12 protein-coding genes and 1 pseudogene are annotated in these 14,844 nt (G+C 48.8%); 6 read left to right on the forward strand and 7 right to left on the reverse strand.

Going from position 1 to position 14,844, the window contains the following annotated elements; genetic code table 11:
* Nucleotides 1-163: 163 nt before the first annotated feature.
* The 6 genes and pseudogenes from ABF463_RS10695 to ABF463_RS10720 form a co-directional block, all read right to left on the reverse strand.
* Nucleotides 164-499, reverse strand: a complete 336-nt coding sequence (locus tag ABF463_RS10695) for a hypothetical protein (RefSeq protein WP_415533622.1) — start codon at nucleotides 497-499, stop codon at nucleotides 164-166.
* A 266-nt stretch (nucleotides 500-765) separates the two neighbouring features.
* A complete protein-coding gene (locus ABF463_RS10700) occupies nucleotides 766-2,163 on the reverse strand; it encodes a sensor histidine kinase (RefSeq protein ID WP_415533623.1) in 1,398 nt (465 codons plus the stop codon).
* A gap of 1 nt (nucleotide 2,164) precedes the next feature.
* The gene (locus ABF463_RS10705) at nucleotides 2,165-2,857 is read right to left on the reverse strand and encodes a response regulator transcription factor (protein ID WP_415533624.1); all 693 of its coding nucleotides are present in this window, start codon (nucleotides 2,855-2,857) and stop codon (nucleotides 2,165-2,167) included.
* 88 nt (nucleotides 2,858-2,945) lie between these two features.
* Nucleotides 2,946-3,161, reverse strand: coding sequence for a copper chaperone CopZ (gene copZ, locus ABF463_RS10710; RefSeq protein WP_415533625.1), 216 nt, complete (start codon nucleotides 3,159-3,161; stop codon nucleotides 2,946-2,948).
* A gap of 510 nt (nucleotides 3,162-3,671) precedes the next feature.
* Nucleotides 3,672-6,089 (reverse strand): annotated as a pseudogene (locus ABF463_RS10715) (heavy metal translocating P-type ATPase); the annotation flags it as partial.
* Between the two features lie 64 nt (nucleotides 6,090-6,153).
* Entirely contained in the window at nucleotides 6,154-8,307 is a 2,154-nt protein-coding gene (locus tag ABF463_RS10720; RefSeq protein WP_415533626.1) for a sulfite exporter TauE/SafE family protein, read from the reverse strand.
* 190 nt (nucleotides 8,308-8,497) lie between these two features.
* Here ABF463_RS10720 and ABF463_RS10725 point away from each other — a divergent pair, with 190 nt between their 5' ends.
* The 5 genes from ABF463_RS10725 to ABF463_RS10745 are packed head-to-tail and all read left to right on the forward strand — an operon-like array spanning nucleotide 8,498 to nucleotide 11,768.
* Entirely contained in the window at nucleotides 8,498-8,680 is a 183-nt protein-coding gene (locus ABF463_RS10725) for a hypothetical protein (RefSeq protein ID WP_415533627.1), read from the forward strand.
* Between the two features lie 53 nt (nucleotides 8,681-8,733).
* The gene (locus ABF463_RS10730) at nucleotides 8,734-8,997 is read left to right on the forward strand and encodes an SHOCT domain-containing protein (protein ID WP_415533628.1); all 264 of its coding nucleotides are present in this window, start codon (nucleotides 8,734-8,736) and stop codon (nucleotides 8,995-8,997) included.
* Nucleotides 8,998-9,051: 54 nt separating this feature from the next.
* Entirely contained in the window at nucleotides 9,052-9,738 is a 687-nt protein-coding gene (locus tag ABF463_RS10735; protein ID WP_415533629.1) for a response regulator transcription factor, read from the forward strand.
* Nucleotides 9,735-11,117 carry a sensor histidine kinase gene (locus ABF463_RS10740; protein WP_415533630.1) on the forward strand — a complete coding sequence of 461 codons (1,383 nt, stop codon included), beginning with the start codon at nucleotides 9,735-9,737 and terminating at the stop codon, nucleotides 11,115-11,117. Before ABF463_RS10735 ends, ABF463_RS10740 begins: the two co-directional genes overlap by 4 nt.
* Before the next feature lie 30 nt (nucleotides 11,118-11,147).
* On the forward strand, nucleotides 11,148-11,768 hold the full coding sequence (locus tag ABF463_RS10745) for a class I SAM-dependent methyltransferase (protein ID WP_415533631.1): 621 nt from the start codon (nucleotides 11,148-11,150) through the stop codon (nucleotides 11,766-11,768).
* A 168-nt stretch (nucleotides 11,769-11,936) separates the two neighbouring features.
* On the opposite strand, the gene ABF463_RS10750 is transcribed toward ABF463_RS10745, so the two are convergent.
* A complete protein-coding gene (locus tag ABF463_RS10750) occupies nucleotides 11,937-13,214 on the reverse strand; it encodes an IS110 family transposase (RefSeq protein WP_415533632.1) in 1,278 nt (425 codons plus the stop codon).
* Between the two features lie 955 nt (nucleotides 13,215-14,169).
* Between ABF463_RS10750 and ABF463_RS10755 the strand changes: the two genes are divergently transcribed.
* Nucleotides 14,170-14,823, forward strand: coding sequence for a VTT domain-containing protein (locus ABF463_RS10755; protein ID WP_415533633.1), 654 nt, complete (start codon nucleotides 14,170-14,172; stop codon nucleotides 14,821-14,823).
* Nucleotides 14,824-14,844: the final 21 nt, after the last annotated feature.

Here is a 14,844-nt window from a genome sequence, read left to right on the forward strand (position 1 = left end):
ATATATAAATGATTTATCTTCATATTTGAAATGAGACAGGTCTACGGCTGCTTTGCCGAAGACCTGCCTCATAATGTTTGTTTATTATTCAAATTGGAATTTATTCGAAACAACTTATGAATACCTGTTTCCATGAAGCTCAAATGATTGAAAATAGTCAATCTCAGTTTAGACGTCTTTTTTCGGGCACACCTAACTGTTCGTCCTCATGCACATGTACTTCTTGATGGTGGTTATCATCGTGTTTTCGACGCATAAACATCATCGGCAGCATTCCAATCATCATGATCGGGCAAATAAAAGGCAGAATGAACAGTAACACAGCTTTTACACCCGGCAGACTCGTTCCAAGTAAAGGAATCACCAGTAGAAGAATCAACGGTGCCCCACAGCATAACGCCATCATCAACAAATGACCGATGTGTCCGCCAGCATGACCCTTTTTTCCATTTTGATTATCGCCATTCGAATGACCGGAATCGTGGTTACAGCAATTCATACAACATCGCTCCTTCATTGTTTTTTATGCTGATGCTATTATAGGATAGAAAAGTGAAGATTTGATGGAGATTTATGAATAGAGGTAAGTATAAATATGGAAAGACCATAGAGTATGCCATTTCATGTATTTCGTTAGGAACGCGTCACATAAATTTAAAAACGGCAGATACATTTTATGTGTGAGGCGATACGGCGTTACGATTACAACATAGCATTGCACGCACAATTGAAGAGGAGGTAAAATCACTTTCTTCTGAAGGTGCCTTATCCTCTGCTTTTTGGCAGAGATACCGTGAACGCCGTTCCTTTGTCCAGTTCGCTGCTTACGCTGATGCTTCCCTTATGTGCTTCGATGATCGCTTTTGTGATCGTAAGACCCAACCCGGAGCCGCCTGTAACCCGGTTCCGTGATTTATCCGCCCTGTAAAGCCGTTCAAATATGTTGGGAATGTCATCTTGGGAAATTCCATTGCCAGTATCGCTTACGATCAGCTTGGCCGACCGTCCATTGTCTCTCACCTGTAGCTCGACACGCCCGCCTTTTTGCGTATATTTGAGTGCGTTGGAAAGGAGATTTATGATGACTTGGCTGATTTTGTCCCTGTCAGCCTTGACAGCCACCGAATCACAAACAAAATTTAGTTTAACGCTTTTTTTGAAGAAGTCGGTTTCAAAGTTATGAACGATATGTTGAGCCAGCTCCGATAAATTGAGCTCGGTCATATTCAGCATCGTATTTTCTGCTTCAGCCCGTTCCAATTTTTCCAGATCGCCGACAAGCCGATTGATGCGTAGAATTTCCTCATGGCAGCTTTCAAGCCTTTCTCTGCTTGGCTCCCAAATACCGTCAATGATTGCCTCAAGCGAGCTTTGCAGACTCGCAAGCGGCGTGCGAAGCTCATGCGAGACGTCCGCTGCCATTGTTTTTCGCAGCTGTTGCTGTTTCTCCAAGGAATCAGCCAGATCGTTGACTGTAGCTGTCAATTGCTTGATCTCGCGTGTCGTCGATTGTTCTTTGATTCTTTGCTTGAAATTGCCCCTGGATATTTCCGAGGCGGCCTCGATGGCTTTAGAAATCGGCCTGCTGAGCCTTCTGGACATTATTGCTCCTAATAAAAATGCAAGAGCAAGGGAGGCTATGCCGACTATGACCAAAATGGTATTGACTCTATTTAAGAAACTTACATCGTTGCTTGTGTAAAAATAAGGACCATAATATCCAACGTCCGCCTGACCGATTTTTTGGAAATCATTTGTAAGATCATAGCCGGTCTGGACATATCCACCCTTCAAGGTGGGATTGTATTTCTGCGTATACTGCGCCATCTGTGACAGCATCTGCATGCAAAGGCCATTATTATGAACCGTTGCGTCCCATACGTCTTTTCCGTTAAGGTCTTTCACCTTTAATATGATTCCCTGGTCAAGTGCGCTCATGCCGATGTTTTCAATTGCGCTCACATTCCATGCATCATTTGAGGCGTCATATTGTTTTTCGACAAGGTTCACAATGTTTTGACTCGATTGTTTTTGTTGCGCAATCACATAATCATTAAATTGAATTTTAAAAAAATAATTGACAAACAGGCTGATAATTCCAACAAGCAGAAGGGCTAAAGCCGCATAAGCAAGCGATAATTTGGTGCGCAGACCGAATGTCATCTTAGTTCCCTCCGAACTTGTAGCCCATGCCATGAACCGTCAAAATATACTGGAAGTTTTTTGAATCTGATTCAATCTTTTGCCGAATGTTCTTCACATGCGTATCAATGATTCGATCCAGTCCCTCAAAATGATTTCCCATTGTTAATTCAATCAATTCTTCGCGCGTGAAAACTTTTTTTGGGTGATAAGCCAGGACACTTAGAACTTTGAATTCATTAGGTGTGAGAGAGACAATGGTTCCGTCTTTTTTAACTTCTATGCTGGAAAGGTCGATCATCAATTTGCCATGATTAAAAGTCAATACAGTTGGTTGATCATTTTCCGTACGGCGCAATACAGCTTCAACCCTTGCGACAAGTTGCCTCGGGCTGAATGGCTTTGTCACATAATCGTCCGCGCCAAAGCCAAACCCCTGCAGGATATTCTCTTCTTCCACTCTGGCTGTCAGCATGACGACCGGCACTTTGGAAACTTGACGGAGTTTCCGGCATACTTCTTCCCCCGTGATGTCCGGCAGCATCCAATCCAGAATGATCAAATCCGGATGCTCAGCCTCAAATCTGGCATAGGCCTCTTTGCTGGAATACGCTTCGCTGACGGTGTATCCGCTGTTTTCCAGGTAGGATTTCACGACATCCACAATTTTGGGCTCATCGTCCACGACAAGAATATGCCTTGCATTTGCATACATAGTATCACCCGATCGGTGTGAAAAGACAGAAGCCCTCTTAGGACTTCTGTCTTTTCATATTTCATATAGTATAATACAGATGACGCGGTCAGTCTACCACGTCGTAGCCCTGATCCTCAATAGCCGCTTTGATCTGTTCCAAAGTGACTTTTTCCGGGTCACGCTCGACCGCGACTTTTTTCCCCTCCAGGTCAACCGTGACTTTGCCAACGCCTGGCAATGCGCCGACTGCCGTTTTGACCGCATGCTCGCAATGGCTGCAAGACATCCCATCGACATTGAGTGTGTTAACTTCTTTAGACATTTGAATAGACCTCCCAAATGAATTGTTTGCCAACAGGTTGTTAAACCTGGGGCTATTGATACCGCCGGACTATTTGCCGACAGAAGTATCCACCTGGATAAATTGTTCCAGTTGAAATTCATATGCCTTTATTTTTTCAAGGAGTTCGCCGCTTAGCTGTGCTTCCATTTCTTTTAGGCGGAAAAGTTTTTCCTTTTCCTCCTCAATTTGGGGTTGGAGCGCTGCTTTCTCTTCTTCAGCCTGCCTTTTTGTTTCCGCAAGCATGGCCTCGGCCACTTTTTGCGTTTCAATCAGGACGTCGGCGATCTGGGTTTTCAACTGAACCGCTTCATTCGCTTTCCCGGCCAGTTCGCTCACTTTTTGCCGCAGTTCCCGGTTGGCTCGTTCCAGCTCGGCCAGTTTCTCAGATTGAAGATCGCTCGGCAGTTGCGGTTGCACCGCCGCTGGTCTGTTCACTTCCACCGGCTGGGAAATGGCGCCTTGTTTCCGGTGTTTTCCGCTTTTCTTATTCGGCTGATAACGTTTCAGACTCAGGGAGTTCGACACGACCGAGACGGAGCTGAACGCCATGGCACCGCCCGCAATCATCGGATTCAAAAAGCCGAACGCGGCAAACGGGATGCCGATCACGTTATAGAAAAACGCCCAGAACAGGTTTTGCTTGATTTTCCGCATCGTTTTTTTGGAAAGACGGATCGCGGCGGGAATGGTGCGCAGGTCGCCCCGCATCAGCGTGATGTCGGCGGCTTCGATGGCAACGTCTGTGCCGGTGCCGATCGCCATGCCGATGTCCGCCGTGGCAAGAGCCGGCGCATCGTTGATGCCGTCTCCCACCATTGCCACGATTTTGCCGGCCTTCTTCAGCTTTTCAACTTCCTCCGCTTTATTTTCCGGGAGCACTTCGGCGAGAACATTGCCGACACCTACCTGCCGGGCGATTGCCTGCGCTGTCCGCCGGTTATCACCGGTGATCATGTAAACGTCAACGCCCATTTTTTGCAGGTCTTCGATTGCTTCCCTGGAATGCTCTTTTAAGGTATCGGCAACGGCGATAATGGCTTCCATTGCGCCGTCCACCGCCATCAGCATAGCGGTCTTTCCGTCGTCCTCCAGAGCTTCCATCGTCGTGTTCACATTGCCGAGGTCAATGTTCCGCTCGGCCATCAGCTTGCGGGTCCCCAACAGGATAGATCTGCCCTCAAACACAACTGCTACGCCGCGGCCTGGGATCGTCTCAAAAGAGTCCGGGTCCAAAACGGCCTGAAGCGATTCCTTGCCATATTCATAAATGGCCGCGCCAAGCGGATGCTCGGAATTTTTCTCCGTTACGGACGCAAGCCTTGTCACTTCCGTTTGATCCAATTGTCCAAGTGTCAGAATATCCGTCACTTCCGGCTTACCCTTGGTGATGGTGCCGGTCTTGTCGAGCACGACAGCGTTGATCTTGTAAGCGCGTTCGAGATGCTCGCCGCCCTTGATGAGGATGCCGTTTTCCGCGCCCTTGCCGGTGCCGACCATGATGGCCGTCGGCGTGGCGAGGCCCAGCGAGCAGGGGCAGGCGATGACCAGCACCGCTACTGCGCTGACAATGGCTTTTGTCAGGTCGCCCGTCGTCAGGAACCAAACGAGGAATGTCACCAGAGCGATGCCGATCACCGCCGGCACGAACACGCCCGCGACCTTGTCGGCGATCTTCTGGATAGGCGCTTTGGAACCCTGCGCGTCCTCCACCATCTTCACAATCTGGGAAAGGACCGTGTCTTTGCCGATTTTGGTCGCCTCAAATTGAAACGTTCCGAATTTGTTGATCGTCGCGCCGATGCACAGATCGCCGGCTTTTTTCTCTACAGGCAGACTTTCGCCGGTCAGCATGGATTCGTCGATAGAGGAATTGCCCTCCACGATTTTGCCGTCGACCGGGACTTTCTCTCCAGGGCGGACGACGACCACGTCGCCGATCTCCACGTCTTCAATGGGAATGTCGGCCTCCACACCGTCGCGGATTACTCTGGCGGTTTTTGCCTGCAGGCCCATCAGTTTTTTGATGGCTTCCGAGGTCTTTCCTTTGGCAACAGCTTCCAGATATTTTCCGAGCAGGATCAGCGTAATGATCACGGCGGCTGCTTCAAAGTAGAGGTCCTTCATGCCGCCCATTTTCACCGGTTCAAAAAATACGTTATACAGGCTAAAAAAATAGGCCGCAGAGGTGCCCATAGCGATTAGCACATCCATATTGGCGCTTTTGGATCGGAGCGCATAAAACGCGTGCTTATAAAAGCGAAAGCCGATGATGAACTGGAGGGGCGTCGCGATGATCAGTTGGAAATACGGGTCGTGCAAAAACCGCAAAAGCGGGACATCCACGCGGGCGATGTTCAGAATCATCGCCAGCACGAGGGGAGAACTCAGGATAATGGAGGCAATCAGCGTCCATTTGATCGTCCGGATCTCCTTATCCCGGATCTCCTTTTCACGGTCCTGCGACACATCTTCCGCTTTCTGTGCGCCGTACCCGATGGATTCGACCGCTTTGATCAGCTCGGAGGGCTTGATTTCGGAAGGGTCGAATTCCACCGTGGCTTTTTCCGTGGAAAAATTGACATTGGCGTTGCTGACGCCGCCAAGTTTGCTCAGTTTTTTCTCGATGCGCGCGGCGCAGGCGGCGCAGGACATGCCAGTGATGTTCAGCGTCACCTTGCTGTCCGTCGCCTCTGCGTCCCGGATGACGGTGTAGCCGAGCTTTTCGACCACACCCTCCAGTTTTCCTTTGTCCGCCAGCGCATCATCGAATTCCACGGCGGCTCGTTCCATTGCAAAATTGACGTTCGCCGAGCGGACGCCCTCCAGCTTGCTCAGTCCTTTTTCTATCCTGGCCGCGCAGGCCGCGCAAGACATGCCCGCTATTTTAAGCGATTCTTTTTGAATCATATGATCACTCTCCTTGGAAAAATAGTATGGTTTCATAACGATTTTTACATAGTGAAAACTGGCCTTATGGATTTTGACCCATTTTACATCCGGGCATGGTATTGGCTGGAATCGAGCTTTGCGCTTCTTTTTGAATGGTGTTTAGATCTATATTTTTGAGGTCGTCCACTACTTTGACATAGCCGTTCAGCATGCCCATTCCGCATCGAAACGTAAAATCGGACTTCGGTGTGATCAGCGGCGTCTCCGTTTGGGATTTCAAATTGATTTGCCCGTTCAATTCCGGGAAAATGACATAGTTGTTGCAGCCGGTCAGCTGTTTGGGATTGAATTTTATTTTGGCCGGAACACCCTTCTGCAATACGAGAATGGATGGCGAATATCCTCCGCTATTTACGGTCACTGTCACGTCTTGCTCGTTATCATTGATTTTTGCCACGCCGACATTTCCCGTGGCGTTGTTGTCAGCCGTACTGGAGGTACCCGATGAGGTGCCAGATCCGGTATCCGTCAATGCAGGACTGGCTGATACCTTTGACAGATCATCGACCACCGCAATGGTGCTGCTAATCATGCCCATCGAACAGGTGTATGTGATCGTGCCGGTTTGCTGCGGCGTAAAATCAATCTCATTGTCGCCGGGCTGCAATGTCTTGGAAATGTTGTATCGAGGCACGGTGATCGTGCCGTTGCAGCCGTTTAGGGAGTTGGCGTCTGCCTGGACGACCCATTTGACCGGAATCCCTTTCTGAACGGTAAACGGCATGTAGCTTCCCGCCTGAAGCTTCATCGTCACGACCTGCTCGTTGCCGTTTACGGTGGCAACAATGCCGGAGCTCGTACCTGCGGATTTTGGCGTGAGGGCACTGACCAGGTCGAAACCCGAAAGGGAAAAGCCCCGGTTGAGCATGACGATACCAAGGATGATAACAAGCGCGGCACTGACCTTCATCATTTTATGCGTGAATTTGCTGCTCAGTAAAGAGCTGATTGCGCCAAAGCCAAACATCAAAGGAACCGTGCCCAAACTGAAAACGAACATTGAAAGGGCGCCTTTGGCGAAACTGCCCGTACCCAGTGCATAGATCTGCATGGCCTGCAGCGGCCCACAGGGCATCAGGCCGTTAAATAGTCCCACAAAAAAGGGACTGTGCGATCCGCTGCTTGCGTGGATTTTGCTGCCGAAGATTTTCGGCATATGCGGGGTGAACCGCCGCAGCCAGGGGAAAATGCCCAGCATGTTGATGCCCATGATCACCATGAAAACGCCCGCGAGGATGGCGACGATGCCTTTTGCGGTGCCCGAGAAGCTGACAACCGAGCCGAGCGCGCCGACGATACCGCCGACGATCGTATAGGAGATGACGCGACCGGCATTATACAGCAGGCTGGGTTTCAATTTTGTAAATTTGGTTGCTTTCGCATCGGTTGCTTGCTTGGACACACATTGTGAGAGGTTGATGCCTCCGCACATGGCAACGCAGTGGAGCGACGTGATCAGGCCCACCACAAAGAGGATGCCATACCCCATATTCTGCGAGATGTTCGGAATGAAATTGAATCCAACTGTGTTTTTGATGATCAGGTATCCTGCCAGAAGGATGATACCGATTCCGAGCAACTGATTGATGGAAAATTTACCGCTGCTCTCAGGTTGCTTTCCATCAATCAGAACGTTCAGATTCCGAGGATTGTTTTCCACTTGATAATCGAGTTTCTCGATTACCTCGATGATTTTGCTAAGGGACGTGATGCGCGGGTCGTAGCCTACTTTAGCGGTAGCATCGGCATAGCTGACTTTTACCTCATGGATGCCGGCCATTTTTTTGAGCCTGTTCTCAATGCGCATTTCACAGTTGATGCAGGTCATGCCGCCTATTTTGAGCACTTTTCGCATAAGCGTGCCTGTATACGAACGCGGCGCGGGAGCAGCCTCGGTGAGATGCCATTCTTCCTGTACGATGCGGGACGGCGTTCGCACAACGGGTGCCGGAGGAGTGGCTGAGGCGGTGAAGCCGAGGTCTCTGATGGTTTTCCGGAGCGATTTGAGGCTCACTTTTTCGGGCGTATAGGAAAATTCAACATTACTATCCAGAAAACTGGATTTTGCGTCCATCACGCCGTCGATATTGTTCAGAGCGTCTTCCAACCGATCCGCGCTGGTGTCCACGATCATTCCCTGAATCCACAATGTTTTTCGAATCCAAGTTTGAGCCATGTTATCACTCCCAAATACAGATTATCAGAGCGGTTCTCAAGTTGCCTTTATCGTATCAGTGTCCTGTGAAGATTTAATGAAGATTTCAATATAAATTAATCAGTGCTGCAGGCAAGCGAAAGCCGGACATATTTCTGCCACAATCGGGGCGTAAACTCTGGTTACAGAAATACAAAAGGAGTCATTTGCTATGATGCTGATCATTATGATCGCCCTGGTGGTAATCGGTTATTATTTTCTCCAACGTGAAGGGGCAGTCAAATCCGTTTTCCAGCGGGAGTCGAGCGCCGAGGAACTGTTGAAGAAGCGTCTGGCCGCCGGGGAGATCGACGAGGAAACCTATGCACGGCTATTGAAAACGCTCAGGATATAAAAAAGCAATGTTTGACTGCAAGTCGGTCACAGTCATAAAAGGAGGACTTCATCATGATGTTCACAAGGCTTTATGGAAATTTCAGGGGATGCTATGGATATGGAGCCGGATCGTTTTTCGGGATCGGCGGCTTCGTTATGCTGGCGGCCATTGTGATATTGGCTGTTGTGGCAGTTATTGTCGTGCTGCGTGTCCTGAAAAAAGCGGGGCGCACGCATTTATCTGCCGAAGCACTGGAAACGTTGAAACTGCGGTATGTAAAAGGGGAAATAAGCGAGGAAGAGTATCTGAAAGTGGAGAAAACACTTGAAAAGTAGCCCGACGTGGACACGCGCCTCGCCGGCGTGATAAAATGAAGGCGGGGTGGAAGCATGCAATATCAGGTGATGATCGCGGAAGACAGCCGTGAAATACGCGAAATCGTATCGAAGTATATCGATGCCGTGGGGTATGTCCCCATCCCTGCAAAGGATGGCTTTGAGGCATTGGAGCTGTTTGCCCGGCATCCCGCCCATCTGATCCTATTGGATGTGATGATGCCGGGAATCGACGGATTTGAAGTGCTGCGGGAGATCCGGAAAGTTTCGGATGTTCCGGTTATCATGCTGACGGCCAAGCAGGAAGAAGTCGATCGCCTGAAAGGGTTTGACTGCGGCGCGGATGATTATGTAGTCAAGCCGTTCAGCTTGAAAGAACTGATGCGGCGCGTGAAGGCGCTCATCCGGCGGGTTTACCATGAAACGGACGAAATCGTGCTGCGCTGTGCCGACCTCAGCCTGCATACGCACACCATGAAGCTGTACAAAAACGACGTGGAGGTCCCCATCACGTCTGCGGAATACGCTCTGCTGTCCACCATGTTTCGCCACCAGGGGCAGGTACTGACCAGAGAACAGTTGATCGACCTCTCTTTCGGCGATGCGTATGAAGGGTATGACCGCGGTATCGACAGCCACATTAAGCGAATTCGACAGAAAATTGAGGAGGACCCTAAAAGTCCCCGGATTCTTGTAACAAAATACGGCTCGGGCTATCTGTTTGGGGGTGCCCGGACATGACACTGAGGCGGCAATGGCTGATTATCCTGACACTTACGGCTGTTTTGGCCATCGGCATCAATTCGGTCGTACTGAGCGCGTTGATCAACCGCTATTTTCAAACGTATACGACTGCCAATTACAACAAGGCGCTTGCCCACATCAGGGATTTTTCGCAGAAGGCGCTCGTGGATGAAAATTACACCGGCCAGCAGCTCATATCCCAGCTGACGGCGTATCTCAACGACCCCATCACCCGTATCCGGCTGTATGATGCGGATGGGCGGCTTTTGGCCGACACTGGCAGCCGCGTGGAAACACAAGACGGGACGATGGGTGGAATGATGGGACAAATAACGGGCGGTCTTTCCCAGAAGGTCGACAACACGCAGCTTTCGGATTACGGAACCGTCGTGGGACGGCTTTCCATTACAAGGTATGATACCGTGGGGGATTCGCTGGTCAATGTGATGTTCCGGGCCGCGCTGATCCGCAACAGTTTGTATTCCTTCGGCATCGTTCTGGCCATCCTTATTATTATCGGCCTGTTCGTCAGCCGGAGAATGAGCCGTGATCTGTCACGGACAGCTGATATGGCGCTTCAACTCGATCTCGGCGAGCGTTCGAATGTCCCACTTTCGAAAGTCAGGGAAATCCGCGTCATCCAGCAGAGCCTTGCGGAACTGAAATCCAGGCTTAAACTCAGGCAAGTTGCCAGGAAGCGGCTGGTGGATGAACTGGTTCACCAGACAAGGACCCCGCTGACCATCCTGAAAACCCATCTGGAAGCCATGCAGGACGGAATCATAGGCATGACGCCGGAAACCATGCAGACCTGTGAAGCACAGATTGAGAATCTTTCGTCCATCATCTATCATATGCGCCAAACGCTGGATGCCGAGCAGGAAGACCGGCCGCCCGCCGCGACGACGTTTGAGTTCGGACGCCTGATCAAAAAAATCATGGACGGCCTCAGGCTGCAGTTTGAAAAGAAGCAAATTGCGCTGGAGCTTTTGGATTCCAAAAAGGCGGTCTTAAAAACCGATCAGTACAAGTTGAGCCAAAGCATCTACAATATCCTGACCAACGCGTATAAATTCACCGAGCCGGGCGGGAAAGTGACCGTATCCTATGAGTTGACCGGAGAAGCCATTGTGATTCAAATCGAGGATACCGGCATTGGCATAGGTGAAGAGGATCAAAAGCACCTGTTCGGCGCCTATTATAAGGGCAGCGCTGCGCATGATGCTTCCGGAGACGGCCTAGGGCTCTATGTCGCGAGGCAGAATCTGCATCAGATCCACGGGGAGATTGCCGTCGCCTCGACGCCCGGCCGGGGCAGCAGGTTTACGATTAGGGTGGCATGTGTGTACGAAGAATCCTCGGCAAAGCAGAACTAAAATAAATTACGCAAGCGATAAGGATATAATATGTATCGATCGAATGAACTGGTCAAATCGAAGTATAACCGTGCAGCCCATTTTTATGACTTTTTTGAAGGGCCGATGGAACTGCTATCGCTAAAAAAGTGGCGTCAGGAACTTATGGCCCAGCTGGAAGGCCGCGTACTGGAAGTTGGGGTCGGAACAGGAAAAAATATCCCATATTATCCAAAGTGCTTATCGGTCACAGCGATTGATTTCAGTGAAAAAATGCTGAGCAAGGCAGAGAAGAAAATTGTAAATTGCCACAGCCAAGTACAGCTTAACCTGATGGATGTCCAACACCTTGATTTTCCTGACGATTCTTTCGATACCGTTCTCTCGACCTGTGTTTTCTGCTCTGTGCCGGATCCCGTGGAAGGCTTAAAGGAAATTAGGCGGGTATGCAAACCGGGTGGTAAAATCGTGATGCTCGAGCACGTCCGAAGTGAAAATGCACTTCTCGGTCCCATAATGGACGTATTCAATCCCATCGTATTTAATCTTTATGGAGCCAATATCAACCGCAAGACACTGGATAACATCCGTAAAGCGGGTTTTGCAAGCATACTGGCCCAAAACTTGTTTTTCGATATTGTTAAACTGATCGCCATCCATAATGAAAAGTGAACCAAGGCGCGGCTGCAACTTGGCATAGACCTGCCCAATATATATTGGTTCTGTTGCGAGACCAGCTAAGAAAGTGCAATAGGCTGAGCAAATATTTTTGCAAGCAAAAATGGCCAGAATCAGGTAAGCCCACGCCTATGGCGAGGACTTACCTGATTCTGGAAAGTGTTATGCCGCGGTGGGAATATGATGCTCTCGCAGCTTTCGGGCGTGCTCTTCCGGATTACGTAGCTCAAATGGTTTCTGGTCGCGCAACACGGCGAAGATTATATTTACAATCTTGTGCATGACGGCACACAGGGCTACCTTTGCGGGCTTACAAGACAATTTCTTCTGGTAGTAATCTGCAAGCACCGGATTGCCGATTTCTCCATTACAATGTGGGTGGACGCTGTTATGCGCAACCATGTGCAAAACGCCGCGTGCATATCGCGTGCCTCGTTTGGAAATCTTGTTCTTTGTGCCCTGAAAGGTGCCGGATTGATTTACAGAAGGATCCAAACCGAAGAAAGCCGTAAGCTGCTTTGGTTTTTCAAATGCAGAAAAATTACCGATCTCAGCCCGTATCACCACGGAAGAATACTGCCCCATTCCGGGGATGGTTTGGAGTAAAAGAATATTTTCCTTGATGTGTGGCTCTCCGTTGATGATTTCCTCCATCTTCAGATCAATGGCATCCACATTTGCAAAGAAAAGTTGTAGGGTGGCAACGACTGTCTGCACCAGCGTGTCGTTTGAAGAATGCAGAATGCCAAATTTGGTAGCGGCGGCGGCAATCTTTTTCAAACGAGCCGTTTTCTCATTCGAATATTTACGTCCTTTCCGACTCGTGTCATAGATCAACTGCGACAATTCCTCCGCCGGGGCCTGTAAAATGGCTTGTGCACTGGGATAGCGGGCCAAAACGGCCAAAGAGGTCATACCGCTTATTCTGGCAAAAATTGTGTCATAACCGGGGAAAGACTGGTCAAGCAGCGCAGTAAGCCGGTTGGCGTAGCGTGTAATATCCTGTTTGACCTCGCAATGCTGGCGGCATAGCGCCCGCAGCTCATTCAGCATTTCATCCGGGATAACAGATGAACGCAACAGCTTCATGCGATACAGCATGGCGATGTGGTAGGCGTCCACCTTATCGTTTTTGACTTTCCGAACGGTGATGTTGTGAAGGGCACTGCTTTGAATCGGATTGATCACAATTACTTCATAGCCCGCCCGGCGCATGAATTGGCACAGCAAGAGATGATAGTGTGAAGTGGATTCCATTACGATAACAGGTTTTGCTCCAAACATGCTTTCAGCCTGATGCAGGGGTTCCAAAGATTTCTGCATACTTATCAGATCATGATAGATTTTCGTTTTTGCGAAAACCTTATTGCTTGGAGATAGAATACACATGTCGCTGAATCTTTTACTCACGTCTACACCGGCAACGGGGGTCTGCTCCATAGAAATTCCTCCAATCTTCGGGACAGTTTCATCCTCTGTAAAACCAACAGGCGCGTTCGTTACACAGGTAAACAGGCTATGCCTGTACCCTACCAGCCGAAACATTGAAATTTTACAGAATGAACGGACAGTCTACACTATGAGTAATTCCAAATTGATGGAAACCCAGCAAGCAATTTTTGCATTTTTAGTCCCGTTTTTTCAATGCTAACACAGAGGCTCGCCAGGTTCAACATAACATGATTATCCTAACTCAACTGTACCAGCAAACCTGCAAATGGATGTCAAGGCCCAAGCGGGCCTTTTTTCAAAAAAGTCACGCGCTAAAAGACATATACCACATCAAGCCGATGCCAGACGATTTTTTCGCGGCATCAGCTTGCTTTCACCTTCTGTGAGGGGTATTGTGCATGATGTAACCGCAGATACCGCCGATAAGATTGTTCGTTCCTTTGGGCTTGTTGCATAGTTTCTACGATTTTATCCGAAACACTGATAAAACAATCTGTCCTGATATGTGGGTAATAGTCTCTCAGATTAATTTTTTTATGGAAATCCTCCGTTTCTACGACAACAACAGCGAAGAAATCAAGATAAGGAGGTGGGAAGCGGCACCCGGCAAAAGCACTATAATTCGATAATAAAGGACCGTCTGGAAATTAACCAGACGGTCCTTTAAAATACATCTTATAGTGAGTATTCTGTGAAATGCCAATTTTACAAAACAAAAACAACTTGGAGTTCTCCTGCAAAATTAAAAATGGAGTAAGGTCCTCACAGGCGCAAAAGTTTGAGTAAATCCCATCATTTATAGGAATACATTTTCCTCCCTCGTTATTATTGCTTGATGCACAAACCCAAAGATTTTTAGGTGCTTTGAAAGATTGTAATCTCATGCAATTTTAATTCAAGTGTTATATCCTTTTATTTATCAGGAAAGAAGGAGTATCTATTTATGTTTAGTGTTACCTTGGATTTAATTCTGCATATGGACAAACACTTGGGCGCACTGGTAAATCAGCATGCCGCACTCGCATATCTCTTTCTATTTGCGATCATTTTCATCGAAACCGGACTGGTTGTGGTGCCGTTTCTGCCGGGGGATTCGCTCATCTTTGTGACCGCCGCTCTGATTGCAGCGGGCGGGCCACTCTCAGCTCCAGCCGTATTGGCGTTATTCTTTACCGCTGCTATTTTGGGGGATACACTCAATTACCAGATCGGACATCTGCTTCGGGGACGTGTGGAACGCCGAGAACACATTTTGTTTGTAAAATGGGAATATATTGAACGAACGCAGCGCTTTTTTAAGAAACATGGTGGAAAAGCCGTTACCATTGCACGGTTTGTGCCCATTGTCCGTACATTCGCGCCATTTGTCGCGGGTGTGGGGGCTATGCCTTATCGATGGTTTTTGGGGTACAATATTCTCGGCGGTGTCTCATGGGTTTCAGTCATGTTTGCTATTGGATACTTTTTTGGTAATATTCCCTATATTAAGGAACATTTCAGTTTTGTAGTCGTTGGCATCGTCATAATTTCGATACTGCCAGCGGTGATTGCTTTTATTAAAGGTCGATTTGGTTCTTCAGAAAACACATCGATATAGTGCATAAAAGAAGCGGGGGGG

Source organism: Ethanoligenens sp., from assembly GCF_047718355.1.
Taxonomy (GTDB): Bacteria; Bacillota; Clostridia; order Oscillospirales; family Ethanoligenentaceae; genus Ethanoligenens.